This window comes from Streptomyces sp. WAC 06738, assembly GCF_003945505.1.
Classification (GTDB): Bacteria; Actinomycetota; Actinomycetes; order Streptomycetales; family Streptomycetaceae; genus Streptomyces.
Genome location: NZ_CP029618.1, coordinates 6,969,742 through 6,994,563, shown reverse-complemented (window position 1 = coordinate 6,994,563; position 24,822 = coordinate 6,969,742). Strand labels below are relative to the sequence as shown.

Below are 24,822 nucleotides of genomic sequence, written 5' to 3'. Positions count from 1 at the left end.
GCGGCGGCTAGTCGCCGTGGCCGAGCTGGAGGTCGCGTTCCGTGCGGCCGCCGCCCTCCACGCGCAGCACCGTGGCCACCGGCGGGTACCCCGCGGCGATGACGGTGTACTCGCCCGCCGACAGGTCGACGAAGCGGAACGCGCCGTCCGGCCCCGTGGTGCCGGTGTCGACGACGTTGCCCGCGGCGTCCAGGAGCGTCACCCTGGCGTCCTCCACCGGCCGGCCGCCGTACGCCCGCACGGTGCCGCGGAGCACCGCGCCGCCGGCCAGCTCGACGTCCTGCCGGGTCTCCCGCGCCGCCTGCACCGAGACCGGCAGCGCCGCGGGCCGGAAGCCCGGCGCGGTGGCCGCCAGGGTGTACTCGCCCGCGACCAGTTCGCCGATCGCGTACGAGCCGTCGTGGCTGCTGCGCGCCGAGGCGACGACCTCCCCGCGCGCGTCGGTGAGCGTCACGACGACGTTTCCCAGCGGTGTGCCGTCGGCCGCCGCGACGGTGCCGCAGATGCGGCCCGCACCGCCGAGCACCAGGTCCAGTTCGACCGGCCGGTCCCCGACGGTGACCGTGACGGCCTGCGGCTGGTGTCCGCCGGCCGCGGCCACCAGGACGTACGAGCCGGCCCCCGGGGTCGGCAGCACGTACCGGCCGTCGTCGCGGCTGGCGTCGCGGCCCACCTGGCGGCCGGCGCCGTCGATGAGGGTGAGCGCCGCGCGCGGCACGGTGGTGCCGTCCTGGTGCTGCACGCTGCCGCACACCGGCACGCCGGCGCCCGCCGGGACGGTGCCGCGGGCCGCGGGCACGGTGGTGTCGACCCCCGGGTACTCGTCCGTGACGGGGCCGGGCCCCGAGTGGTTCTGGGACACCAGTGGTCTCTCCTTCAGCAGGAACGCGAACACCACGCCGAGGACGAGCACGGGCACCAGGTACAGGAAGATGCCCGGCATGGCCTCGGCGTAGGCGCGGATGTAGCCGTCGCGCAGCTCGGCGTCGAGCGCGTGGACAGCCTCGGGGGTGATCGACTCCGCCTCCGGCAGCGTGGCGCCAGGGGGCGGCGGGGGCAGGGTGCCGGCCAGTTCGTCGGCCAGGCGGTCGAAGAAGAGGGTGCCGAAGACGGCCGTGCCGACCGAGCCGCCGATCTGCCGGAAGTAGTTGTGCGCGCTGGTCGCGACGCCCAGGTCGGCGGGGCGCACCGCGTTCTGCACGGCGAGGATGAGCACGGGCAGGACGAGCCCGAGGCCGATGCCGAGGACGGCCATCCAGATGCTGTACGAGAGCTGCGAGGTGTCCTCGTCCAGCCGGGAGAGCAGCCACATGCCGACGGCGGCGACGGCGCAGCCGGCCACCGGGTAGGGGCGGTAGCGGCCGGTGCGGGTGATGAGCTGCCCGGAGGTGATGGAGGCGGCGACGGTGCCGATCATCATCGGCAGCATCAGCATTCCCGACTCGGTGGCGCTGGCGCCGTCGACCATCTGCAGGAAGGTCGGCAGGTAGCTGGCGGCGCCGAACATCGCCACCCCGGTCACCACCCCGACCAGGGAGGTGACGTTGAAGATGCTGTCGCGGAAGAGCCGCAGGGGCATGACGGGCTCGACGGCGAAGTGCTCGACGACGAGCAGCAGGACGGTGGCGGCGACGGCGCCCGCGCCGAGGCCGAGGATGACGTCGGAGGTCCAGTCGTACTCCAGGCCGCCCCAACTGGTGAGCAGCACCAGGCAGGTGGAGGCGGCGGCGAGGAAGAGCCCGCCCAGGACGTCGAGCCGGGGCCGGGCCGCCGGCTTGGGCAGCTTCAGCACCAGTCCGGTCACCACCAGGGTGACCAGGCCGAAGGGCACGTTGAAGTAGAAGCACCAGCGCCAGGAGAGCTCGTCGGTGAAGAACCCGCCGAGCAGCGGTCCCGCGACCGAGGCGAGCCCGAAGGAGGCGCCGATCAGGCCCATGTACCGGCCGCGTTCGCGGGACGGGACGATGTCCGCGATGATCGCCTGCACGCCGATCATGAGACCGCCGGCGCCCAGTCCCTGGACGGCGCGGAACGCGATGAGCTGGTCCATGCTGCGCGAGGCCCCGGCGAGGCCGGAGCCGACGACGAACACCACGATCGCGAACTGGAAGACGCCCTTGCGGCCGAAGAGGTCGCCGAGCTTGCCGTAGATCGGCAGGCTGATGGTGGACGTGAGCAGATAGGCGGTGATCGCCCAGGACATCTGGTCCAGGCCGTGCAGTTCGCCGACGATCTTCGGCAGCGCGGTGGCGACGATCATCTGCTCCAGCGCGGCGAGGAGCAGCGCGAGCATCAGGGCCGGGAACACCAGCCGGACGCGCCAGGGGCTCAGCTCGTCGCCGTCGCCGGCGCCGGGCGCGGCGCCGCTCCCGGCCGGCGGTCCGCCCTTTCCGGTACGTCCCGGCCGTTGCGCCGGCTCCGCCGTGCCCATCGCCGGGCCGGCCGCGGGCACGGTGACCGGCTCGTCGTTCACCAGGGTCGTCCCCACGTGCCAGCTCCCCATCGTCCGCCTGCGCCGGACCATTTTTCGCACCGTCCAAGATCCGGGGGCAAACGCGATTCACTCCCCCGTACGGCCCGGCGGAGCCGTGCCAACTCCGGTGCGCGGGGCGCCGGTCGGGCGCTCATCAGCGGCTTTCGCGAACGGGCCCGCGGAGCGGGGGGCGTACGGGCGCGCGGCGGGAATCCACCCGAACCGGCGAGCCGCCCGGCGGCCCTGGCGGAGCGGTGTTGACCGGGGTCACCCGATCGAGGACTCGACGCGAAGGGAACGTGTGTTCTATTCTCGGCGGCAGATCAACGGGAGGTGCCGATGCGCTGGGAGAATCTGACCGACGAGGCCGCCGACGGCGGCGCGGCCACGGGGGCCGGACCGCCCGCCCTCTTCGGCACGGCGGCCGTCGTGACCCGCACCTTCGACACCCCGGAGTTCCGCGGCATCACGTTCCACGAGGTGCGGGCCCGCTCGATCGTCAACAGGGTGCCGGGCGCGTCGCGGATGGCCTTCGACTGGACCGTGAACCCCTACCGGGGCTGCAGCCACGCCTGCGTCTACTGCTTCGCCAGGAAGACCCACGGCTACCTGGACCTCGACACCGGCCGCGGCTTCGACTCGCAGATCGTGGTGAAGATCAACGCCCCGGAGCTGCTCCGCCGCGAGCTGGCGAGCCGCCGGTGGCACGGCGAGCACATCGCCATGGGCACGAACGTCGACTGCTACCAGCGGGCCGAGGGGCGGTACCGGCTGATGCCCGGCATCCTCGCGGCGCTGCGGGACTTCGCCAATCCGTACTCGATCCTCACCAAGGGCACGCTGATCCTCCGCGACCTGCCGCTGCTCAAGCAGTCGGCCGAGGTCACGCAGGTCGGGGTCGCGGTCTCGGTGGGATTTCTGGACGAGGAGCTGTGGCGGACCGTGGAGCCGGGCACGCCCGCGCCGCAGCGCCGGCTCGACGTGGTGCGCACGCTCGCGGAGCACGGCATCGGCTGCGGGGTGCTGATGGCGCCGGTGATCCCGTTCCTCAGCGACTCCCCCCGGCAACTGCGCGCCACGGTGCGGGCGGTGGCGGAGGCGGGTGCCACGTCGGTGACGCCGCTGGTGCTGCATCTGCGGCCGGGCGCGCGGGAGTGGTTCATGGCCTGGCTGGAGCACCACCACCCGCATCTGGTCCGGCGCTACCGCACGATGTACGCGGGCGGGTCGTATGCGCCGAAGTGGTATCAGCGCCAGATCACCCGCCAGGTCCACGAGTACGCGGCGGAGCTGGGCATAGGCCCGTCGGCCCCGGGCATCGCGCGCCGCATCGAGCCCCAGGAGGGTCCCGGCGCGCCGCCGGAGGGCCCGGAGACCACGCAGTTGACGCTCCTCTGACGCCGCCCCGCGCCGCTACGCCGGCGGCCCGGCCGCTCCGGGCGCGCGCCGCCTTCACTGCGACGGGGTGCGCGGGCCTATGCGGGTGATCGCCGCCGTCGCCGCGCGCCACAACTGCGGGAAGCCGAGCGCCTCGGAGAGCGCCGGGATCGCGCGCGGGTCGCCCAGCTCGCCCAGCCCCTCCACGCAGGCGGTGGCGATCGGCCAGTGGTGCTGCGGCTCGCGCACCAGCCGCTGGAGCGTGCTGATCAGCGCGGGCGCCGACTCCGGCGCGCGCAGCCTGACCAGCAGCCGGATGGCGTGCAGCGCGTACGCGGTGCGCAGCGGGTTCGTCGCCAGGGCCGCCGCCGCCCGCGCGGTGCGCGGGTCGCCGAGCCGGGCCAGCGCGCACGCCGCGCTCTCCGCCCGTACCGGATCGCGGTAGTTGAGCAGCAGCACCAGCGTCTCGAACGCCCGCCGGTCCCCCGCCGTGCCCAGCGCGAAGGCCGCCAGCTCCCGGGCCCAGAGCGGCTCGCCCGGCTGTTCCAGCACGCGCGCCAGCTCCTCGTGGGCGGTGGTCGTGCGCTGCCGCGCGAGCGCGGTCATGTGCTCGAACCGCGCCCGCGCCGGCGGGTCCTCCAGCCTGCCGCGGATCCGTTCGGTGAGCGCCAGATACTCCTGGTCCATGCCTCGGCCCCCTGCCTCGCCGGCACTCAGGGTACGTACCCGCCACCGGTCGGTGACGGGCTGGTCGATCGGGGTTCACTCCATGTGTGCCCCGGCTGACGGGTACATTCCCTGATTCGCCCTCTGGCGCCCATGGTTACTCACGAGTTAAGCTCGGGGGACGAGCAGCACCCCTGCTCGGGCGGTCTGGTGACGCAGCCGCCGAGAGCTGAAGTCGGTTCGGCAACTGACAGCACGCGCGACGGGCGCCCCGGTGCCCGTGGCGAGGACGCCCGGCCCCGGGACAGGGCAGGCCGCGGATCTCGCCCCGCGCGCCCCGCCGCCCCGCGCGGTTCTAGCCGCGGGCTCCCGCGCCCCGGCCCGGACGCCGCGCGCGTGCGGCCCCGGACCCTCATCTCCCGCGTCACGACTGGAGTCCCGCGATGGACCGCAGCCCTGTCCCCGAGTCCCCCGAGTTCCCCCCGGTTCCCTTCCCCACCGTGGCCGTCGTCGGTCTCGGCACGATGGGCACCGGCCTCTGCGAGGTGCTGGCCCGCGCCGGCCGCGAGGTCGTCGGCATCGACGTGAGCCCGGCCGCCGCCCGCGGCTGCGTCGCCGCGCTGGAGCGCGCCACCGAGCGCGCCGTGGCCCGCGGCCGGCTCGCCGAGGGCGATCGCGCCGGCGTCCTGGCCCGGCTGCGCACGTTCCCCGACCTGCGCGCGGCCGCGGACGCGGACCTGGTCATCGAGGTGGTGCCCGAGTCGTACGAGATCAAGCAGCAGGTCATCGCGGAACTGGACGGCATCGTCCGCCCCGGCACCGTGCTCGCCACCGGCACCAACGCGCTCTCCGTCACCCGCCTCGCCGCCTCCTCCGCCCGCCCCGAGCGCGTCCTCGGCCTGCACTTCTTCACCCCGGTCCAGGCGATGCGGCTGGTGGAGGTGGTCTCCTCGGTGCTCACCGAGCCGGCCGCGGTGGCGCAGGTCACCGCGCTGGTGCGGGAGTTGGGCAAGGAGCCCGTCGCGGTCGGGGACCGGCCCGGGTTCATCGCCGACGGGCTGCTCTTCGGCTATCTCAACCAGGCCGCGGCGATGTACGAGTCGCGGTACGCCACCCGCGAGGACATCGACGCGGCGATGAAGCTCGGCTGCGGCCTGCCCATGGGCCCGCTGGAGCTGCTCGACCTCATCGGCGTCGACACCGCGCGTACGGTGCTGGAGGCCATGTACGCCGCGTCGCAGGACCGGCTGCACGCCCCCGCGCCCGTCCTCGGCCAGTTGACCGCCGCCGGGTTCACCGGCCGCAAGGCGGGCCGCGGCTTCTACGCCTACGACGCCCCCGGCAGCGGCACCGTCGTGCCGGACGCCGTGCCCGGGGCCGCGGCGCCGGGCGCGCCGCCGCGGCCCGTCGAGGAGATCGGTGTGGCCGGCTCGGGCACGATGGCGAGCGGCATCGCGGAGGTCTGCGCCCGGGCCGGGTACGCGGTCACCCTCGCCGCCCGCAACGCGGACAAGGCGGCGGCGGCCAGGGCCCGGGTCGCCGCGTCGCTGGACCGCTCCGTGGCCAGGGGCCGCCTCGACGCCGCCGGCCGCGACGCCGCGCTGGCCCGGATCTCCCCCGCCGGCGCCCTGGACGCGCTGGCCGGCGCCGGCCTGGTGGTGGAGGCCGTCGCCGAGGACCTGGCGGTCAAGCGGCAGGTGTTCGCCGCCCTGGACGAGGTGGCACGGCCCGGCGCCGTGCTGGCGACCACCACCTCCTCCCTGCCCGTCATCGCCTGCGCCGCCGCCACCTCGCGCCCCGAGGACGTGGTCGGCATGCACTTCTTCAACCCGGCGCAGGTGATGAAGCTCGTCGAGGTGGTGCGCACGGTCCGTACCGCGGACGACGCGCACGCCACCGTCCGCGCGGTCTGCGCCAGGCTGGGCAAGCACGCGGTGGACTGCGGCGACCGGGCCGGGTTCATCGTCAACGCGCTGCTCTTCCCGTATCTCAACAACGCGGTGAAGATGGTCCAGGAGCACTACGCCTCGCCCGACGACATCGACGCCGCGATGAAGCTCGGCGGCGGCTACCCCATGGGCCCCTTCGAGCTGCTGGACGTCGTCGGCCTGGACGTCTCGCTGGCCATCGAGCGCGTGCTGCACCGCGAGTTCCGCGACCCCGGCCTGGCGCCCGCACCGCTGCTGGAGCAGCTGGTCGCCGCCGGCTGCCTCGGCCGCAAGACGGGCCGCGGCTTCCGCGAGTACGCCGCCGCCCGGCGCTGACGGCGCCCAGGCAGGACGCCGCCGCCCGTCCCCGGATTGACGGAGATCCGGGGGCCACGCATGGAGTACGTTCCTTACATGTCCCAGCCTGCGAAGCCCAGCCGTTCGAACTCCAGCACCCAGCGCCTGAAGATGCGCCGCGACATCGCGGCCGCCGCCATGGAGCTGTTCGCGACCAAGGGCTACGAGGCGACGACAGTGGACGAGATCGCCGCCGCGGCGGGCGTGGCCCGGCGCACCTTCTTCCGCCACTTCCGCTCCAAAGAGGAGGCGATCTTCCCCGACCACGACGACACGCTCGAGCGCGTGAAGGCCGTCCTGGACGCCGCGCCGCCGCACGAGTACCCGCTGGACACCGTCTGCCGCGGCATCCGGGAGGTCATGCGGATGTACGCGGCCCAGCCCGCGGTCTCCGTCGAGCGCTACCGCCTGACCCGTGAGGTGCCCACGCTGCGCGAGCGGGAGATCGCCTCGGTCTCCCGCTACGAGCGGCTCTTCACCCGCTACCTGCTGGGCCACTTCGACGAGGGCGCCCACCAGGACGGCGACGACGGCCCGCTGCTCGCCGAGGTCGCCGCCTCCGCGGTGGTCACCGCGCACAACCACGTGCTGCGCCGCTGGCTGCGCGCGGGCGCGGAGGGCGACGTGGAGGGCCAGCTCGACCGCGCCTTCGCGGTGGTGCGGGCCAGGTTCACCGGCGTCGGCCAGCCGCACGGCCCCGCGCCCCTGGGCGGCGCGGAGGCGGGCGCGGCGGGCGCCCCGGCGGTCGTCGCGGGGGGCGGTGACAGCTCGGACGTGCTGGTCGCGGTGGCCCGTACGGACGCGCCGCTGAGCGAGGTCATGCGCACCATCGAGAAGGCGCTGAAGAAGAGCTGAAGATGAGCTGACCGGGGGGTTCACCCCCGCCCCCGGCTCCCCGGCCGCTTCCGGCCGGGGAGCCTTCGCATGCTCATCCGTGCACCGCCGCGAACACTTGAGAAAGATTTTTGGCACCGAGTGTCTTGCAGCTTGGCACGCCGTGCCATACGGTACGGGATATCCGGGTGACCGGCGTACGCGACCGCTGCGCGCGCCGGCTGTCCCCGCGAGCCCCCGGCTCGCGCACCCGGCCCGCGCCTCGTCACGGGCGCGGGGGCGCCACCGCGCCCGTACCGCGCACACCGGCACCGCCGGAGCCGAACCGCCTCGCGAACGCCGCACAGCTCTCACCCCCGACGTCCCTCAAGCGTCCCCGACACGCTTCGCCGGAGGCAGCACCATGAACGAGATACTCGCCGCGATTCAGGCACCCGACAGCACGGCCGCCGACTTCGCCTCCCTGCCCCTGCCCGAGTCCTACCGGGCCGTGACGGTGCACAAGGACGAGACGGAGATGTTCGCCGGGCTCACCACCCGCCAGAAGGACCCGCGCAAGTCGCTCCACCTGGACGAGGTGCCGGTGCCGGAACTCGGCCCCGGCGAGGCCCTGGTGGCGGTCATGGCCAGCTCCGTGAACTACAACTCGGTCTGGACGTCGATCTTCGAGCCGCTCTCCACCTTCGCCTTCCTGGAGCGCTACGGCCGCCTCTCCCCCCTCGCCAGGCGCCACGACCTGCCGTACCACGTCATCGGCTCCGACCTCGCCGGCGTGGTGCTGCGCACCGGACCCGGCGTCGTCGCCTGGCGTCCCGGCGACGAGGTGGTGGCGCACTGCCTGTCGGTGGAGCTGGAGAGCGCCGACGGCCACGACGACACGATGCTCGACCCCGAGCAGCGCATCTGGGGCTTCGAGACCAACTTCGGCGGCCTGGCGGAGATCGCGCTGGTGAAGTCCAACCAGCTCATGCCCAAGCCGGACCACCTGTCCTGGGAGGAGGCCGCCGCCCCCGGGCTGGTCAACTCCACCGCGTACCGCCAGCTCGTCTCCCGCAACGGCGCCGCCATGAAGCAGGGCGACAACGTGCTCATCTGGGGCGCGAGCGGCGGACTCGGCTCGTACGCCACGCAGTTCGCGCTCGCCGGCGGCGCCACGCCCATCTGCGTGGTCTCCAGCCCCGAGAAGGCGGAGATCTGCCGCCGGATGGGCGCCGAGGCGATCATCGACCGGCGCGGCGAGGACTACCGCTTCTGGCGCGACGAGCACGAGCAGGACCCGCGCGAGTGGAAGCGCTTCGGCGCGCGCATCCGCGAGCTGACCGGCGGCGAGGACGTCGACATCGTCTTCGAGCACCCCGGCAGGGAGACCTTCGGTGCCTCCGTCTACGTCACCCGCCGCGGCGGCACCATCGTCACCTGCGCGTCGACCTCCGGCTTCGTGCACGAGTACGACAACCGCTACCTGTGGATGTCGCTGAAGCGGATCATCGGCTCGCACTTCGCCAACTACCGCGAGGCGTGGGAGGCCAACCGCCTCGTCGACAAGGGCCGGATCCACCCCACCCTGTCGAGGACCTACCCGCTGGCCGAGACCGGCCAGGCGGCGTACGACGTCCACCGCAACCTGCACCAGGGCAAGGTCGGCGTGCTCTGCCTCGCCCCCGCCGAGGGCCTGGGCGTACGGGACGAGGAGAAGCGCGCCGCGCACATCGACGCGATCAACCTCTTCCGCGGCGACCCCCCGCCGGACAGGCGACCGGCCGCGGCACCCGGCCGCCCGGGTGTGCAGGAGCGGGCCGTCGAGCACGCCGGGAACGTGTGATGGCGGCCAAGGACCGGCCCTGGCTGATGCGCACCTACGCGGGCCACTCCACCGCCGAGGCGTCCAACGAGTTGTACCGGCGCAACCTCGCCAAGGGCCAGACCGGCCTGTCCGTCGCCTTCGACCTGCCGACCCAGACCGGCTACGACCCCGACCACGTGCTCGCCCGCGGCGAGGTCGGCCGCGTCGGCGTGCCCGTCTCGCACCTGGGCGACATGCGCCGCCTCTTCGCGGGCATCCCGCTGGAGCGCACGAACACCTCCATGACCATCAACGCCACCGCGATGTGGCTGCTGGCGCTCTACCTGGTGGTCGCGGAGGAGCAGGGCCTGGACGAGGCGGGCATCGCGAAGCTCGCGGGCACCACCCAGAACGACATCGTCAAGGAGTACCTCTCCCGCGGCACGTACGTCTTCCCGCCCGGCCCCTCGCTGCGGCTGACCACCGACACCATCGCGTACACCGTCGGGAAGATGCCGAAGTGGAACCCCATCAACATCTGCAGTTACCACCTCCAGGAGGCGGGCGCGACGCCCGTGCAGGAGATCGCGTACGCGTTGGCCACCGCGACCGCCGTCCTGGACGCCGTCCGCGACTCCGGCCAGGTGCCGCCGGAGAAGCTGGGCGACGTCGTGGGCCGGATCTCCTTCTTCGTCAACGCGGGGGTCCGCTTCGTCGAGGAGATGTGCAAGATGCGGGCGTTCACCCGCATCTGGGACACCCTCACCCGCGAGCGCTACGGCATCGAGGACCCCCGGCAGCGCCGCTTCCGCTACGGCGTGCAGGTCAACTCCCTCGGCCTGACCGAGGCGCAGCCGGAGAACAACGTGCAGCGCATCGTGCTGGAGATGCTGGCCGTGACGCTGTCGAAGGACGCCCGCGCCCGCGCCGTGCAGTTGCCCGCCTGGAACGAGGCGCTGGGCCTGCCGCGCCCGTGGGACCAGCAGTGGAGCCTGCGCATCCAGCAGGTGCTGGCGTACGAGAGCGACCTGCTGGAACACCCCGACCTCTTCGACGGCAGCCACGTGGTGGAGGCGCGGGTGGCCGAACTGGTCGAGGGCGCGACCGCCGAGATGGCGCACATCGAGCGGCTGGGCGGTGCCGTCGCGGCGGTGGAGTCCGGCTATCTCAAGGCGCGGCTCGTGGCCTCGCACGCCGAGCGGCGGGCCCGGATCGAGTCGGGCGAGGAGAAGATCGTCGGCGTCAACTGCCATACGGAGACCGAGCCCAGCCCGCTCACCGCGGACCTGGACGCCGCGATCATGACCGTCGACCCGGACGTGGAGGCGCGGGTCGTCGCCGCGATGCACGAGTGGCGGCTCTCCCGCGACGAGCCGCGCGTGCAGCGCGCGCTGACGGCGCTGAAGGCCGCCGCGGCGGGTACGGCCAACCTGATGCCCGCCTCCCTGGAGTGCGCCCGCGCCGGCGCCACCACCGGCGAGTGGGCCTGGGCGCTGCGCGACGTCTTCGGCGAGTTCCGCGCCCCCACGGGCGTCGGCGGCGCGCCGGTCGCCGTCCCGGCGGCGGAGACGGGCGGCGAGGCCGCGCTCACCGCCGTACGGGACCGGGCCGCGGCCACCGCGGCGGAGCTGGGCAGCGGCCGGCTGCGGCTGCTGGTCGGCAAGCCGGGCCTCGACGGGCACAGCAACGGCGCCGAGCAGATCGCCGTACGTGCGAGGGACGCCGGCTTCGAGGTCGTCTACCAGGGCATCCGGCTGACGCCGGAGCAGATCGCGGCCGCCGCGGTCGCCGAGGACGTGCACTGCGTCGGCCTGTCCATCCTCTCCGGCTCGCACGCGGCACTCGTCCCCGACGTCCTGGACCTGCTGCGCCGGGCGGGCGCGGGCGACGTGCCCGTGGTCGTCGGCGGCATCATCCCGGCCGCGGACGCCGAGGCGCTGCGCGCCGCGGGGGTGGCGGCCGTGTTCACCCCGAAGGACTTCGGAATCACCCAGATCATCGGCCGTATCGTCGACGAGATCAGACTGGCGAACAAGCTGGACCAGGAGGTCCCCGCATGAGCCCCGCCCCCACCCCGTCCGACCGGCTGCGGCCGCGGCGTTCCTGCCTCGCCGTTCCGGGGTCCAGCCCCCGGTTCCTGGAGAAGGCCCAGGGGCTCCCCGTCGACCAGGTCTTCCTGGACCTGGAGGACGCCTGCGCGCCGCTCGCGAAGCCCGACGCGCGGCACACCATCGTGAAGTTCCTCAACGAGGGCGACTGGAGCGGCAAGACACGGGTGGTGCGGGTCAACGACTGGACCACGCACTGGACGTACCGCGACGTCATCACCGTCGTCGAGGGCGCCGGGCCGAACCTGGACTGCCTCATGCTGCCGAAGGTCCAGGACGCCGAGCAGATCACCGCGCTCGACCTGCTGCTCACCCAGATCGAGAAGACGATGGGCTTCGAGGTCGGCCGCATCGGCATCGAGGCGCAGATCGAGAACGCCAGGGGGCTGGTGAACGTCGACGCCATCGCCGCCGCCTCGCCCCGGCTGGAGACCATCGTCTTCGGGCCCGCCGACTTCATGGCGTCGATCAACATGAAGTCCCTGGTCGTCGGCCGGCAGCCGCCCGGCTACCCGGCCGACGCCTACCACTACATCCTCATGCGCATCCTCATGGCCGCCCGCAGCCACGACCTCCAGGCCATCGACGGCCCGTACCTCCAGATCCGCGACCTCGACGGCTTCCGCGAGGTCGCGGGACGCGCCGCCGCGCTCGGCTTCGACGGCAAGTGGGTGCTGCACCCGGGCCAGGTCGAGGCCGCCAACGAGGTCTTCTCGCCGTCCCAGGAGGACTACGACCACGCCGAGCTGATCCTCGACGCGTACGAGTACCACACCTCGGACGAGGGCGGCAGGAAGGGCTCCGCGATGCTCGGCGACGAGATGATCGACGAGGCGAGCCGCAAGATGGCCCTCGTCATCTCGGGCAAGGGCCGCGCCGCCGGCATGACCCGCACCACCGCCTTCACCCCGCCGGAGGGCTGACATGCAGTTCGGACGGACCTACGAGGAGTTCGAGCCGGGCGCGGTGTACAAGCACTGGCCGGGCAAGACCGTCACCGAGTACGACGACCACCTCTTCTGCCTGCTGACCATGAACCACCACCCGCTGCACCTCGACGCGCACTACGCGGGCGAGGCCACCGACTTCGGCCGCAACGTCGTCGTCGGCAACTACGTGTACTCGCTGCTGCTCGGCATGTCCGTGCCGGACGTCTCCGGCAAGGCGATCGCCAACCTGGAGGTCGAGTCGCTCAAGCACGTGGCGCCCACCTTCCACGGGGACACGGTCTACGGCGAGACGACCGTGCTGGACAAGTGGCCGTCGAAGTCGAAGGACGACCGCGGCATCGTGCACGTCGAGACCCGCGGGCACAACCAGGACGGCACCCTGGTCTGCGTCTTCCGGCGCAAGGTGATGGTGCCCACGGAGGCGTACGTCCGGGAGCGCGGCGGCGAGCAGCCGGGCCGCCCGGAGCCGGCTGGGCGCGGCGGGGAGCGGTGATGGGACGGCTGGCGCAGACGGAGGGGCTGACGGAGGTCCAGCGCGAGATCGTCGCCACGGTCCGCGGCTTCGTCGACAAGGAGATCCTGCCGGTGGCCACCGGCCTGGAGCACCGCGACGAGTATCCCGCGCAGATCGTCGAGGGCCTGAAGGAACTGGGCATTTTCGGCCTCATGATCCCGGAGGAGTACGGCGGTCTCGGCGAGTCGCTCCTCACCTACGCGCTGTGCGTGGAGGAGATCGCCCGCGGCTGGATGAGCGTGTCGGGGATCATCAACACGCACTTCATCGTGGCCTACATGATCAAGCAGCACGGCACCCGGGAGCAGCGGGAGCACTTCCTGCCGCTGATGGCGGCCGGTGAGGTACGCGGCGCGTTCTCGATGTCGGAGCCCGGGCTCGGCTCCGACGTCGCGGCGATCGCGTCCAAGGGCGTACGGGACGGGGAAAGCGGTGACTACCTGCTCACAGGACAGAAGATGTGGCTCACCAACGGCGGCACGTCGTCGCTGGTCGCGGTCCTCTGCCGGACGGACGAGGGGCTGGGTCCCGAGGCACCCGCGCACCGGTCGATGACGACGTTCCTGGTGGAGAAGGAGCCGGGGTTCGGCACCGTGAAGCCGGGGCTGACCATCCCCGGCAAGATCGACAAGATGGGCTACAAGGGCGTCGACACCACCGAACTGATCATGGACGGGCTGCGCGTCCCCGCCGACCGGGTGCTCGGCGGCCCCGAGGGGGCGGGCCGGGGCTTCTACCAGATGATGGACGGGGTGGAGGTGGGCCGCGTGAACGTCGCGGCGCGCGGCTGCGGCGTCGCGCAGCGCGCCTTCGAGCTCGGCGTCGGCTACGCACAGCAGCGGCATGCCTTCGGCCGGCAGATCGCCCGCCACCAGGCGATCCAGTTCAAACTGGCCGAGATGGCTACCAAGGTCGAGGCGGCGCATGCGATGATGGTGCGAGCGGCACGCAAAAAGGACACCGGAGAACGTAACGACCTAGAGGCGGGAATGGCCAAATATCTCGCTTCCGAGTACTGCAAGGAAGTCGTGGAAGACGCGTTCCGCATCCACGGCGGCTACGGCTTCTCCAAGGAGTACGAGATCGAGCGCCTCTACCGGGAGGCGCCGATGCTTCTCATTGGCGAAGGCACCGCCGAGATCCAGAAAATGATCATTGGACGGCGACTGCTCGAGGAGTACGGGTCCCAGGGTTGAAGGATTGCTTCCGGGGCAGGCGGCAGGGATGACGTGGCAGCCGGTCACGGGCCCCCCGCGGGCGAAAGCTCGCTTCGGCTTGCCGAGTTGCCGGTGCCAACCGATAGCATCCCCGACAAGCCGCCGTCCCCCATCACCGCGGCCCCCTCCCGCTACGAAGGTCAAACATGCCCCACAGCCCAGATAACGTTCCGCGCCGCCGGATCCGCCTGGCGCGCGGCGCATCGCCGTGGCTCCTGCCGACCTTGGCCACCGCCGCCGTCACCGCCGTCCGCGCCCGCCGCAGCGGCCGCTGGCCCGACCGGCTGGCCGCCGTGCCCCCCGCCGCGCTGGCGGCGGGCATGCTGTGGTTCTTCCGCGACCCCGACCGCGAGATCGCCGAGGGCCGGGTCATCTCCCCCGCGGACGGCGTGGTGCAGAGCATCATGCCGTGGCCCGACGGCCGCACCCGGGTCGCGATCTTCATGAGCCCGCTGAACGTGCACGTGAACCGCGCGCCGCTGGCCGGCACCGTCCGCTCCGTGGAGCACGTCCCGGGCGGCTACGTCCCGGCGTTCAACAAGGAGAGCGAGAACAACGAGCGCGTCGTGTGGCACCTGGACACCGAACTCGGCGACGTCGAGATGGTCCAGATCGCCGGCGCGGTCGCCCGCCGCATCGTGCCGTACGTGACCGGCGGCACCAAGGTCGAGCAGGGCGAGCGGGTCGGGCTGATCCGCTTCGGCTCCCGCGTCGACGTGTACCTGCCGCAGGGCATCGCCCCCGGCGTGGACGTCGGCCAGGCCACCACGGCGGGGGTGACGCGCCTTGACCGTGATTGATCCGGAGACGAAGGCCGGCTGGGTCCCCGAGGTCGACGAGGACGACGACGACATGCCGCTGTCCACGCGGCTGTCGATCGCCGACACCCTCACCCTGGCCAACGCGACCTGCGGCTTCCTCGCCGTCTACTTCACCACCACCGGTGTGCTGGTCCCGCACCTGGCGGGCGAGGACGCCGGCGGCATCGCCCGGCACAGCGCCGCCACCGCCGTGATCCTCATGCTGCTCGCCTCGGTCTTCGACCTCTTCGACGGCCTGGTGGCACGCAAGCTGCGCAGCTCGGCGATGGGCGCGGAGCTGGACAACCTCTCCGACCTGATCAGCTTCGGGCTGGCGCCCGCGTACTTCGTGCTGGTCTACGGCATGGTCGCCGACGACGCGCACCAGCGGGTCTCCACGGTGGCCGCGGTCGCGGTGGTGCTGGCGGTGGTGCTGCGGCTTGCCCGGTTCTCCTGCGTCACCGTGCGGGACGGCGTCTTCCAGGGCATGCCGAGCCCCTTCGGGGCGCTGACGGTGATCTCGGTGGTGCTGCTGGAGCTGCCGTTCGTGCCGACCCTGCTGGCGATCGTCGGGGTGGCCTGGCTGATGGTGAGCCGCGTGGAGTATCCCAAGCCGCGCGGCCGGCTCGCGGTGGCCACGCTCGTGTGGATCTTCATCAGCATGACCTGCCTGGGCGCGTGGGCGTTCGACGCGCCGAACGGGCAGTTGCTGCTCCAGACCGGCTGCGCGCTGCAGATCGTGACGGCCGCGACCATCCCGCTCTTCGCCACCGCCCGCCGGGTGAACACCTTCCGCGTCGGCCGCCGCGAGGCGCGCGCCGCCGCGCAGGGCTGAGCAGGGCCGCACAGGGCGCGCCCGCGGGCCGCGGGCGCCCGTAGCGTACGAGAACGACCGCACCGCCGCGCCCGGGGGAATCGCTCCCCCGGGCGCGGCGGCTTTCCGGCCTGCCCGCCCTGGATCGGGGTCAGACGGGCTGCCAGAGCGCGGGGACGTTCGGCGGCTCCCAGCCGGGCAGGGCCGTGTGGGCCTGGAGGCAGCGGTAGCCACGGCCGCCGTACGTGACCGTGTCGCCGGCCCGGTAGGAGGTGCCGGCCGCCCAGGTGCCGGGTCCCGGGTCGGAGCCGACGGTCAGGGTGTACGTCACCGTGTGGGTGGTGCTGCCGGTGCCGGTCACCGTGATCGGGTACGTGCCGTCGGCGGTCCCGGCGGCGACGTCGAGCGTGAGCGTCGCGGAGTTGCCCGAGGTCACCGTCGCCGGGGAGAGGGACGCCGTGACGCCGGCGGGCGCGCCCGAGGCGGTGAGCGCGACGCTCTGCGGGTCGCCGCCGGTCGTCGTGGTGCTCACGGTGGCGGTGGCGGAGCCGCCGGCCTCGGTGCCGCCGGAGTCCGGCGACAGCGCGAGGGAGAAGTCCGGCGTCTGGCTGCCGCCGCAGTCGGCCTCGCCGGCCGCCGCGGGTACGGCGATCGCGCTCCAGGCGGCCTTGACGGCGTTGCACTCGGTGGCGCCGTAGGTGGCCTTGGCCGCGGTGATGGTCGCGGCGCGGGCGGCGCGGTGGTTCCAGCCGGAGGTCTTCAGCAGCAGCCCGCCCATGAAGATCTTCGCGGCCTTCTGCACGCCGACGCCGGTGACGGAGGAGGGGCCGCCGGCGCAGATCGGGCTGTTCGGCTTGGAGCCGCCGGGGCTGGAGCCCTCGGCGAGGAGGTAGAACCAGTGGTTCTGCGGGCCGGCCGCGGCGTGCACCTCGGTGCCGGAGCCGAGCTGGGTGTAGCAGTTGGGGTCGTTGTTCACCAGCGACGGGTTGTACATGTTGCGGATGGGGCGGGTGTCGCCGTAGAAGCGGGCCTTCTCGCCGACGGTGTAGTCGGGCGGATCGGCGGGGCTGTTGACGTACGCCTCGGTGATGGCGCCGAAGATGTCGCCGGTGGACTCGTTCATGCCGCCGTTCTCGCTGCCCGAGCCGCTCGATCCGGGGGTGCGGTCGAAGATCTCGTGCCCGTACTCGTGCGCGACGACGTCGATGGAGGTGAGCTGGTTGGTGCCGGTCTGGTTGCGGCCGTAGGTGGTCTTGGAGCCGTCGTAATAGGCGTTGACGACGCTCAGTCCGGCACGGGCGGGGACGAGGCCGCCGCGGCCGTTCTGGCCGTTGTAGCCCGTCCACTCCTTGAGCATGTCGAACTCCTGCTGGGCCGCGTACATGATGTCGACGCAGGCGGTCTCCAGGTCGTTCGCGCCGCCGTTGCCCCAGGGCGGGGTGGTGTACGGGGCGCCGTTCTGGCCGCCGCACTGGAAGCCGGTGCGCAGCGGGTCGGTCATGGAGGTCGCGGCGGTGTCGATCTCGACGGTGCCGTAGTGGTAGCCCTGCCCGGAGGCGTCGCGGACCCGCTCGCGGGTCTCGACGACCTTGCCGGTACGGGCGTCGACGTAGACCTCGCGCACGCTGGGGGCGCCCGCGGCGGTGGTGCCGGTGACGGTGGACTGCCAGGTCAGCACAGCTCTGCCGTCGTTGCCGCCCTTGAGCAGCACGCCGAGTTCGGGCGCCGTGGCCTTCTCCGGGTGCGCGACCCGCGCGGTGGCGGTCCGCTCGGCGGCGGCCGCGGAGACCCGGGCGCGCGGGGAGAGCGACAGCTCGGGCGCGGGCGCGGCGGCCACGTCCAGGACGCGGCCGCGGCTGTCGGCGAGCACGACGGCGTCGCCGCCGGTGACCGGCAGCCCGAGGTAGGTGCGTTCGTAGGCGGCGTAGTAGAGCCCGCCGTCCCAGGGGGTCACCGTGGTGCGGACGAGTTCCTCGCCGGGGCTGTGGCGCAGCCCGTCGAGCCCGCTCTCCGCGGCGCGGTCGGCGGCGGCGAGGGCGCGGGCCTTGCCGCCCTGCCGCTCGGGCGGCGGCGGTGCGGCGCCGGTGGTGCCGGTGAAGGCACCGGTCAGGCCGGCGGTCAAGGCGAGTGCCGCCACGACCGCGCCAAGTCTTGTGGACTTCACGTCTGTTGCTCCCCTCTAGGGAAACCGGTGACGCGAGTATCGGCATGGACATGGCCGTTCGGGGATATCCCACCCGCCCCCATACCCGGGTTATACGCTGCCGGAATGGAGCTGGAGTTACGGCACCTGCAGGCTGTCTGCCGGATCGCCGAGACCGGCAGCCTCGCGGGCGCCGCCCGCCTCCTCGGCGTCTCCCAGCCGGCGCTGTCGGCCCAGCTCCGCCGCATCGAGCGGGTGGCGGGCGGCGAGCTGTTCACGCGCACCCCGCGGGGCGTCCTGCCCACGCCGCTGGGCGAGTTCGTACTCTCCAAGGCGCACCGGGTGCTCGGCGAGATGGAAGCGCTCGCGGCCGGCGCCCGCGCCGCGGCGGCGGGGCCGCTGCGGCTGGGGAGCATCGTGCTGGTGATGCTCGGCGCGCTGGTCGCGGAGCTGGACGAGCTGCTGCCGGGGCGGCAGACGACGGTCGACAGCGAGGACTCGGTCACGGCGCTGATCCGGCTGCTGGGCTCCGGCCACTACGACGCGATCCTCTACGGCGAGGTCAACGACCACCGCACGCCGCTCCCGCCGGGCGTCACGGCCCGCACGCTGGTCGCGGGCGAGCCGTTCTGGATCGCCCTGTCGGCGCGGCACCGGCTCGCGGAGCGGGAGCGGGTGGAGCTGGGCGACCTGGCGGGCGAGCAGTGGATGGCGATGACGAGCCAGGACGACGGCGGTCCGGAAGCCCTCCACGCGGCCTGTACGACGGCGGGCTTCACGCCGTCGCTGCGCTACCGCATCGGCGACACGGCCCTCAACCGCCGCCTGATAGCGGCGGGCCGCGCGGTGGCGGTCTTCCAGCCCACGGCCCCGGCGACGGCGGGGGTGGTCCTGCGCCCCCTGACGGGAGACCCGATCAGGGGGCGCCTGACCCTGGCCTGGCAACGCCGCGCCGTCCCGGCGGAAGAGGCGGGGGCGCTCTACCGGGCGGCGGCGCGGGCGTATGTGGCGGGCCTGCCGAACAACCCGCGCTACGGGGCGTGGTGGCAGGAGCACCCGGAGGTCCACCCGGAGCGGACGTGAGGGGCGGGCGGCGGCGCGGGCCGGTACCGGGCTACGTCATCGCCCGGGTGCCGGCAACCGCGAGCAGGCTCAGCTTGTCCGCGGCGTCGGTGCCCGGGGCGGCGGTGTGGATGACGACATGGAGGTCGCTGCCGGGCGCGTCGAGGACGTCGCAGTCGAGGACGAGCGGGCCGACATCGGGGTGGTGGACGGTCTTGGTGTCCATGGTGTGAGCGCCCACCGCTTGGGAGTCCCAGAGCCGGGCGAAGCGGTCGCCGGCGCGGCGGAGGTCGGCTATGAGGGTGCGCAGGGGCCGGTCGGCGGGGTAACGGGCGGCCGCGGAGCGGAGGTCGGCGACCGCGGCGGTTTCGAAGCGGGCTTGTTGTTCGCGGGTGTGGGTCACGCGGTCGCCGCGTCCCGTGAAGTGGCGCCAGAGGACGTTGCGCTCGCGCTCCGTGCACCCGGAGGGGTCGCCGTGCAGCGCGGCGTACATCCGGTTCCAGGCGGTGAGGGTCCACGCCGCGTCGTACACCCCGACGGGGGTGGCCCGCATCCGGTCGAGCATCCGCTGGACGCCGGGGGTGAGGTGGGACGGGACGCGGTCGGTGGCGGGGGCGGGCCGGCCCGCGAGAAGGAACAGGTGGCGGCGTTCCGGTTCCGACAGCCGCAGGGCCCGGGCGAGGGCGGTGAGGATCTGGGGGGACGGGGAGCTGGCGCGGCCTTGCTCGAGACGGATGACGTAGTCGACGGACATCCCGGCGAGCTGGGCCAGTTCCTGGCGCCGCAGCCCCGGCGCGCGGCGCACGCGGCCGGCCGGCAGGCCGGCCGTCGCCGGGTCCAGCCGGTCGCGCCAGCGGCGCAGCGCGCCGGCGAGGTCGACGGTCGCGTCGTCGCCGGGGTAGCCGTCGTTCCCGTCTTCCTTCCCCGTGTCACGCATGGGTTCAGTATCCGGCCGGGGCGGCCGGCCTCGCGCGCCCAGCCTGGTACCGCTTTTACCAGGAAGAGCTTTGTACTCCCTCTTTCCCCGCGCGGCGCCGACACTGACCGCATGCGCACGACACTCGTCACCGGTGCGACCAGGGGGCTCGGCCTGGAGACGGCCCGGCGGCTGGCCGGGGCCGGGCACACCGTCTATCTCGGGGCGCGGGACGCCCGGCGGGGTGAGGAGGCCGCGCGGCGGATCGGGGCCCGCCCGCTGCGGCTCGACGTGACCAGTGAGGATTCGGTACGGGCCGCCGCGAAGCTCGTCCAGGAGGAGGCGGGCCGGCTCGACGTGCTGGTCAACAACGCCGGAATCAGCGGCCCTGCCACCTCCGCCGCGGCCACCACCGCCGACGACCTGCTGACGGTCTACGACACCAATGTCTTCGGCGCCGTACGGGTCACCCACGCCTTCTTGCCGCTGCTCGAGGCGGGCGAGGCGCCCGTCGTCGTGAACGTCAGCAGCGGGCTGGGGTCACTGGCCGTCGCCGCGGACCCGCCCGCCCACGCCTCGTCCGTACCCGTGTGGCTCCCTGCGCTGTCGTACGGCTCCTCCAAGGCCGCGCTGAACATGGTCACCGTGCAGTACGCCCGTGCCCTCCCGCACCTCCGGATCAACGCCGTCGACCCCGGCCTGACCGCGACCGACTTCAACGGCCACGCCGGAAACCGGACGGTCGCCGAGGGCGCCGAGATCATCGTGCGCATGGCCACCGCCGGACCCGGCGGCCCCACCGGCGGCTACTTCTCGGCCGCCGGCCCGCTCCCCTGGTGACCGACCCGAAAGGACCGGCAATGCCCAGCCGAGTACACCGCGCCGAGATCGCTCTGGACCTTGCCTGCGTCCGTTGCTACCTCGGCTTCACCCGCCTCACCCGGGCCGCCCGCCACCATCGCGCCCGCGGCGACGGCGGGGTCGACATCGTCATTCGTCCCTTCCAGGCCGAGCCCGGGGCGCCCTCCGCAGGTGAGCCGCTCTTCGAGGTGTGGAGACGGACCCGGGGCGAGGCGTTCGTGCGGCAGGTCGCGTCGGACACCTCGTTCGGCGTGGCGGACGGCCTGGATCTCCGCTTCTCCCGTGCCCTGTTCACCAACACCTTCGAGGCGCACCGGCTGGTCGCCCGCGCGGCCGGGCAGGGGCGCGGCGAGCGGATGGCGGAGCGGCTGTTCCGGGCGTACTTCACCGACGGGCTGCTGATCTCCGACCCCACCACCTTGGCCCGGCTCTCCGCCGAGGCCGGCGTGGTGGCGGCCGCCGGCACCGACGGCACCGCCGACGCCGACGAGTTGCGCGCGGAACTCGGCCGTGTCCGCGCGCTCGGCGTCCATGTCGACTCTCTGCCCCATGTCCGCTTCGGGGACGGGACGGTCCTCGAAGGCGCGCAGCCGGAGGATGCCTACCGCGCGGCGCTGGCCGCGCTCACGCCGGCCGGATGACGTTCCGGGGGGCGCAGCCCCGGGTCCGGGAAGGGGCGGGTGCGGGGAGTCACCCCGCTTCCACGTAGTCGCGGGCCAGGGTCTCCGCCACCGACTCCAGCAGCGGGCCCGCGTTGCGCATCGAGCGGTCCACGTCCGGTTCCACCGCCGAGAGCGCGTACGCCCGCTCGATCCCCGCCCCCCGCAGCGCCGCATCGTCGATCGACAGGCCCCCGCAGACCGCCACCACCCGCTTCCCCGCCGCGCGCGCCGCCGCCGCCACGCCCGCCGGGGCCTTGCCGTGCAGCGTCTGGCGGTCCAGCGAGCCCTCCCCCGTGATCACGAGGTCCGCCCGCGCGAGCGCCGCCTCGAAGCCCAGGACGTCGAGCAGCACCTCGATCCCGGGCCGGAAGACCGCGCCGAGGCCGATCAGCGCCCCGTACCCGATGCCTCCCGCCGCCCCCGCGCCCGGCTCCCGCGCCAGCGCGGCGGCCCGCGGCCCCGCGGCCTCCTCCAGCACCCGCACGTAGTGCGTCAGCGCCGCGTCCAGTGCTTCGACGTCCGCCGCGCTCGCGCCCTTCTGCGGGCCGTAGACCGCCGGTGCGCCGGTCGGGCCGGTGAGCGGGTTGTCGACGTCGCTGGCGAGGATCAGCTCCACGGACGCGAACCGCGGGTCGATCCCGCTCAGGTCCGCCCGGGCGAGATCCGCCAGCGGCCCGCCCCCGGGGGCCACCGGCTTCCCCTCCGCGTCGAGGAAGACCCCGCCCAGCGCTGCGAGCATGCCCGCGCCGCCGTCCGTGGTCGCGCTGCCGCCGACGCCGAAGACGATGCTCCGCGCCCCGGCGTCGAGCGCCGCGCGGAGGAGTTCGCCGCTGCCGTACGTGGTGGCGGTGCGCGGCGCGAAGTGGCCGGGCGGCAGCAGTTGCAGCCCGGACGCCTCGGCCATCTCGACCACGGCGGTGCCGTCGCGCAGCGCGTACGCCGCGGTGACGGGTTCGCCGAGCGGTCCGGTGACCCGCGCCTCGCGGCGCTCGAAGCCGGCCGCCAGCGCCGCGGCCACGGTGCCGTCGCCGCCGTCCGCGACGGGCAGGGCCTCGACGGCGAGGCCGGGCGCGACCTTCCGCAGTCCCGCGGTCACCCGCTGGGCGACTTCTTCCGCGGTGAGGGAGCCCTTGAACTTGTCGGCCGCGATCAGCACCCGGGTCACCGATCCGTGCGTCACTTGCCACCCCTCGCTCTGGTCCTGGTCACGCCGGTGCGACCCTATCCGCAAGCCCCCCGGGTTGCCCATCGGGCCCGGGGCCGGCGACAGCGCCGGCCCCGGGCCCGTACGGCAACGGCCGCGTCCGCGGCGGCAGGGGTCTCAGCCCTCCCGCCGCTCCAGCGCAAGCAACTGCTTCTTGCGGTCGATCCCGCCGCCGTATCCGGTGAGGCTGCCGTTGGCGCCGACGACGCGGTGGCAGGGGACGATGATCCCGACCGGGTTGCGCCCGTTGGCCATGCCGACGGCGCGGGAGGCGGCGGGGTTGCCGACGCGCTCGGCGAGTTCGCCGTAGGAGATCGTCTCGCCGTACGGGATCTGCCGCAGTTGCTCCCACACCCGCTGCTGGAACGGCGTGCCGGCCAGGTGCAACGGCAGGTCGAAGTCGGTGCGCTCGCCCGCGAAGTACGCCGTGAGCTGCGCGGCCGCCGCCGCGAACGGCGGGTCGCCGGGGTCGGCGGGGGTGCCGAAGGTCTCCTCGGCGGGGCGGTGGCGCTGGTCGGTCATGTAGAGCCCGGTGAGGCTGTCGTCCTCGGCGACGAGGGTGAGGGGTCCTACGGGGCTGTCGAGGGTGGTGTGGGTTCGCATGTCCTTCACTCCGTGGGCATCAGGTTGATCGGGTGGTCGCCGGCGGGCGGCGCCGCCCAGAGGTACTGCACGGCGTACGCCCGCCAGGGCCGCCAGGCGGCCGAGTGCCGGACGAGGGCCGCGGGGCTGCCGGGCAGGCCGAGTCCCGCGGCGGCCTTGCGGACGCCGAGGTCGGTGGCCGGGAAGGCGTCGGGGTCGCCGAGGGCCCGCATGGCGACGACCTCGACGGTCCAGGGGCCGATGCCGGGCAGCTCGGCGAGCCGGTGGCGGGCCTGCTCCCAGTCGCTGCCGCCGCCGAGGTCGAGATCGCCGGCGGCCAGGGCGGCGACGAGCGCGGTGAGGGTGGTGCGCCGGGACCGCGGCATGGCCAGGGCGGCCGGGTCGAGTCCCGCGAGGGCGCCGGGCTCGGGGAAGAGGTGGGTGAGGCCGCCTTCCGCGTCCTCGATCTCCGTCCCGTACGCGGTGACCAGCCGGCCCGCGTGGGTGCGGGCGGCGGCGGTGGAGACCTGCTGGCCGAGGACGGCCCGTACCGCGAACTCGGCGCCGTCCGTGGTGCGCGGCACGCGCCGTCCGGGCGCCTTGGCGATCAGCTCGGCGAGCTGGGGGTCGCGGGCGAGCTGCTCGTCGACGGCGACGGGGTCGGCGTCGAGGTCGAGTAGCCGGCGGCAGCGGCTGATGGCGATGGCCAGGTCGCGCTGGTCGGTGAGGGCGAGGCGCGCGGCGATGTGGTCGGGCCCGGGCGTGAGCGAGGAGATGCCGTGCCCGTACGGGAGCCGCAGCGTGCGCCGGTACGCGCCGCCGCGCCACTCCTCCACGCCGGGGACGGCGGTGGCGACGAGGTGGCCGAAGAGGTTGTCGGGGGTGAGCGGCTGCCGGAAGGGCAGCCGGAGGCTGATGACGCCGGGGGCGCTGCCGCCGGTGCCGTTCGTGCCGGCTGTGCCGCCCGTGCCGGCGCGGCTGCGGGCGGCGCGGCGGCGCAGCTCGGTGGGGGCGAGGGCGAAGACCTCCTGGACGGTGTCGTTGAAGGTGCGGATGGAGGAGAAGCCCGCGGCGAAGGCGATGTCGCCCATGGGCAGCGGGGAGGTCTCGATGAGGACGCGGGCGGTCTGGGCGCGCTGGGCGCGGGCGAGCGCGAGCGGTCCCGCGCCCAGCTCGGCGCGGAGCTGGCGCTCGATCTGCCGGGCGCTGTAGCCCAGCCGGGCGGCGAGCCCCTCGACGCCGTCGCGGTCGACGACGCCGTCGGCGATGAGCCGCATGGCGCGGGCGGTGAGGTCGGCCCGGTGGTTCCACTCGGGGGAGCCGGGGCTGGTGTCGGGGCGGCACCGCTTGCAGGCGCGGAAGCCGGCCTGCTGGGCGGCGGCGGCGCTGGGGTAGAACCGCATGTTCTGCGGCTTGGGCGGCACGACGGGGCAACTGGGCCGGCAGTAGATGCCGGTGGTCAGCACCCCGGTGAAGAACCAGCCGTCGAAGCGGGCGTCCTTGGACTGGACGGCCCGTACACAGCGCTCCGTATCGGTGAACATGTCTCCAGCGTCGTCCACCGCGAGGGC

The 24,822-nt window shown here is 73.7% G+C and carries 20 protein-coding genes; 13 read left to right on the top strand and 7 right to left on the bottom strand.

The features are described from left to right. Window positions 1–7: 7 nt before the first annotated feature. Window positions 8–2,503 carry an MFS transporter gene (locus DMB38_RS30515; protein ID WP_125939384.1) on the bottom strand — a complete coding sequence of 832 codons (2,496 nt, stop codon included), beginning with the start codon at window positions 2,501–2,503 and terminating at the stop codon, window positions 8–10. A 309-nt stretch (window positions 2,504–2,812) separates the two neighbouring features. Here DMB38_RS30515 and DMB38_RS30510 point away from each other — a divergent pair, with 309 nt between their 5' ends. Continuing rightward, on the top strand, window positions 2,813–3,871 hold the full coding sequence (locus DMB38_RS30510) for an Rv2578c family radical SAM protein (protein ID WP_125937849.1): 1,059 nt from the start codon (window positions 2,813–2,815) through the stop codon (window positions 3,869–3,871). Window positions 3,872–3,925: 54 nt separating this feature from the next. Here the strand turns inward: DMB38_RS30510 and DMB38_RS30505 are convergent, their stop codons facing one another. Further along, entirely contained in the window at window positions 3,926–4,537 is a 612-nt protein-coding gene (locus DMB38_RS30505; RefSeq protein ID WP_047018790.1) for a HEAT repeat domain-containing protein, read from the bottom strand. A 422-nt stretch (window positions 4,538–4,959) separates the two neighbouring features. Here DMB38_RS30505 and DMB38_RS30500 point away from each other — a divergent pair, with 422 nt between their 5' ends. The 9 genes from DMB38_RS30500 to pssA all read left to right on the top strand — a co-directional run bounded on the left by DMB38_RS30500 (window position 4,960) and on the right by pssA (window position 15,842). Further along, window positions 4,960–6,780: a 3-hydroxyacyl-CoA dehydrogenase gene (locus DMB38_RS30500; protein WP_125937848.1), complete on the top strand. Its 1,821-nt coding sequence runs from the start codon at window positions 4,960–4,962 to the stop codon at window positions 6,778–6,780. 78 nt (window positions 6,781–6,858) lie between these two features. Then, window positions 6,859–7,656, top strand: coding sequence for a TetR family transcriptional regulator (locus DMB38_RS30495; protein WP_125937847.1), 798 nt, complete (start codon window positions 6,859–6,861; stop codon window positions 7,654–7,656). A 382-nt stretch (window positions 7,657–8,038) separates the two neighbouring features. Beyond that, entirely contained in the window at window positions 8,039–9,457 is a 1,419-nt protein-coding gene (gene ccrA / locus DMB38_RS30490; protein ID WP_125937846.1) for a crotonyl-CoA carboxylase/reductase, read from the top strand. Then, window positions 9,457–11,478 (top strand): protein meaA, encoded by a 2,022-nt coding sequence (locus DMB38_RS30485; RefSeq protein ID WP_125937845.1) that lies wholly within the window; start codon window positions 9,457–9,459, stop codon window positions 11,476–11,478. Before ccrA ends, DMB38_RS30485 begins: the two co-directional genes overlap by 1 nt. After that, complete coding sequence (locus DMB38_RS30480; RefSeq protein ID WP_125937844.1) at window positions 11,475–12,449, top strand: CoA ester lyase; 975 nt, start codon at window positions 11,475–11,477, stop codon at window positions 12,447–12,449. Before DMB38_RS30485 ends, DMB38_RS30480 begins: the two co-directional genes overlap by 4 nt. A gap of 1 nt (window position 12,450) precedes the next feature. Further along, the gene (locus DMB38_RS30475) at window positions 12,451–12,969 is read left to right on the top strand and encodes a MaoC family dehydratase (RefSeq protein ID WP_125937843.1); all 519 of its coding nucleotides are present in this window, start codon (window positions 12,451–12,453) and stop codon (window positions 12,967–12,969) included. Beyond that, window positions 12,969–14,186, top strand: a complete 1,218-nt coding sequence (locus tag DMB38_RS30470; protein WP_125937842.1) for an acyl-CoA dehydrogenase family protein — start codon at window positions 12,969–12,971, stop codon at window positions 14,184–14,186. Before DMB38_RS30475 ends, DMB38_RS30470 begins: the two co-directional genes overlap by 1 nt. Before the next feature lie 167 nt (window positions 14,187–14,353). Beyond that, a complete protein-coding gene (locus DMB38_RS30465) occupies window positions 14,354–15,007 on the top strand; it encodes a phosphatidylserine decarboxylase (protein WP_047018782.1) in 654 nt (217 codons plus the stop codon). After that, entirely contained in the window at window positions 14,994–15,842 is an 849-nt protein-coding gene (gene pssA / locus DMB38_RS30460; protein ID WP_078898493.1) for a CDP-diacylglycerol--serine O-phosphatidyltransferase, read from the top strand. The genes DMB38_RS30465 and pssA overlap by 14 nt, the downstream gene beginning before the upstream one ends. A gap of 130 nt (window positions 15,843–15,972) precedes the next feature. Here the strand turns inward: pssA and DMB38_RS30455 are convergent, their stop codons facing one another. Continuing rightward, window positions 15,973–17,985, bottom strand: coding sequence for a M4 family metallopeptidase (locus DMB38_RS30455; RefSeq protein ID WP_240662551.1), 2,013 nt, complete (start codon window positions 17,983–17,985; stop codon window positions 15,973–15,975). Between the two features lie 105 nt (window positions 17,986–18,090). Between DMB38_RS30455 and DMB38_RS30450 the strand changes: the two genes are divergently transcribed. Continuing rightward, a complete protein-coding gene (locus DMB38_RS30450) occupies window positions 18,091–19,047 on the top strand; it encodes a LysR family transcriptional regulator (RefSeq protein ID WP_125937841.1) in 957 nt (318 codons plus the stop codon). A gap of 31 nt (window positions 19,048–19,078) precedes the next feature. Here DMB38_RS30450 and DMB38_RS30445 read toward each other — a convergent pair whose 3' ends face one another. Beyond that, window positions 19,079–19,963, bottom strand: coding sequence for a helix-turn-helix transcriptional regulator (locus DMB38_RS30445; protein ID WP_125937840.1), 885 nt, complete (start codon window positions 19,961–19,963; stop codon window positions 19,079–19,081). Between the two features lie 111 nt (window positions 19,964–20,074). Here DMB38_RS30445 and DMB38_RS30440 point away from each other — a divergent pair, with 111 nt between their 5' ends. Continuing rightward, window positions 20,075–20,782, top strand: a complete 708-nt coding sequence (locus DMB38_RS30440; protein ID WP_125937839.1) for an SDR family NAD(P)-dependent oxidoreductase — start codon at window positions 20,075–20,077, stop codon at window positions 20,780–20,782. 20 nt (window positions 20,783–20,802) lie between these two features. After that, complete coding sequence (locus tag DMB38_RS30435; protein WP_125937838.1) at window positions 20,803–21,444, top strand: DsbA family protein; 642 nt, start codon at window positions 20,803–20,805, stop codon at window positions 21,442–21,444. Window positions 21,445–21,493: 49 nt separating this feature from the next. On the opposite strand, the gene DMB38_RS30430 is transcribed toward DMB38_RS30435, so the two are convergent. The 3 genes from DMB38_RS30430 to DMB38_RS30420 form a co-directional block, all read right to left on the bottom strand. Beyond that, complete coding sequence (locus tag DMB38_RS30430) at window positions 21,494–22,630, bottom strand: glycerate kinase (protein ID WP_125939383.1); 1,137 nt, start codon at window positions 22,628–22,630, stop codon at window positions 21,494–21,496. 156 nt (window positions 22,631–22,786) lie between these two features. After that, window positions 22,787–23,272, bottom strand: coding sequence for a methylated-DNA--[protein]-cysteine S-methyltransferase (locus DMB38_RS30425; RefSeq protein ID WP_047018781.1), 486 nt, complete (start codon window positions 23,270–23,272; stop codon window positions 22,787–22,789). A gap of 5 nt (window positions 23,273–23,277) precedes the next feature. Then, window positions 23,278–24,795: an AlkA N-terminal domain-containing protein gene (locus tag DMB38_RS30420; RefSeq protein ID WP_125937837.1), complete on the bottom strand. Its 1,518-nt coding sequence runs from the start codon at window positions 24,793–24,795 to the stop codon at window positions 23,278–23,280. Window positions 24,796–24,822 lie beyond the last annotated feature (27 nt).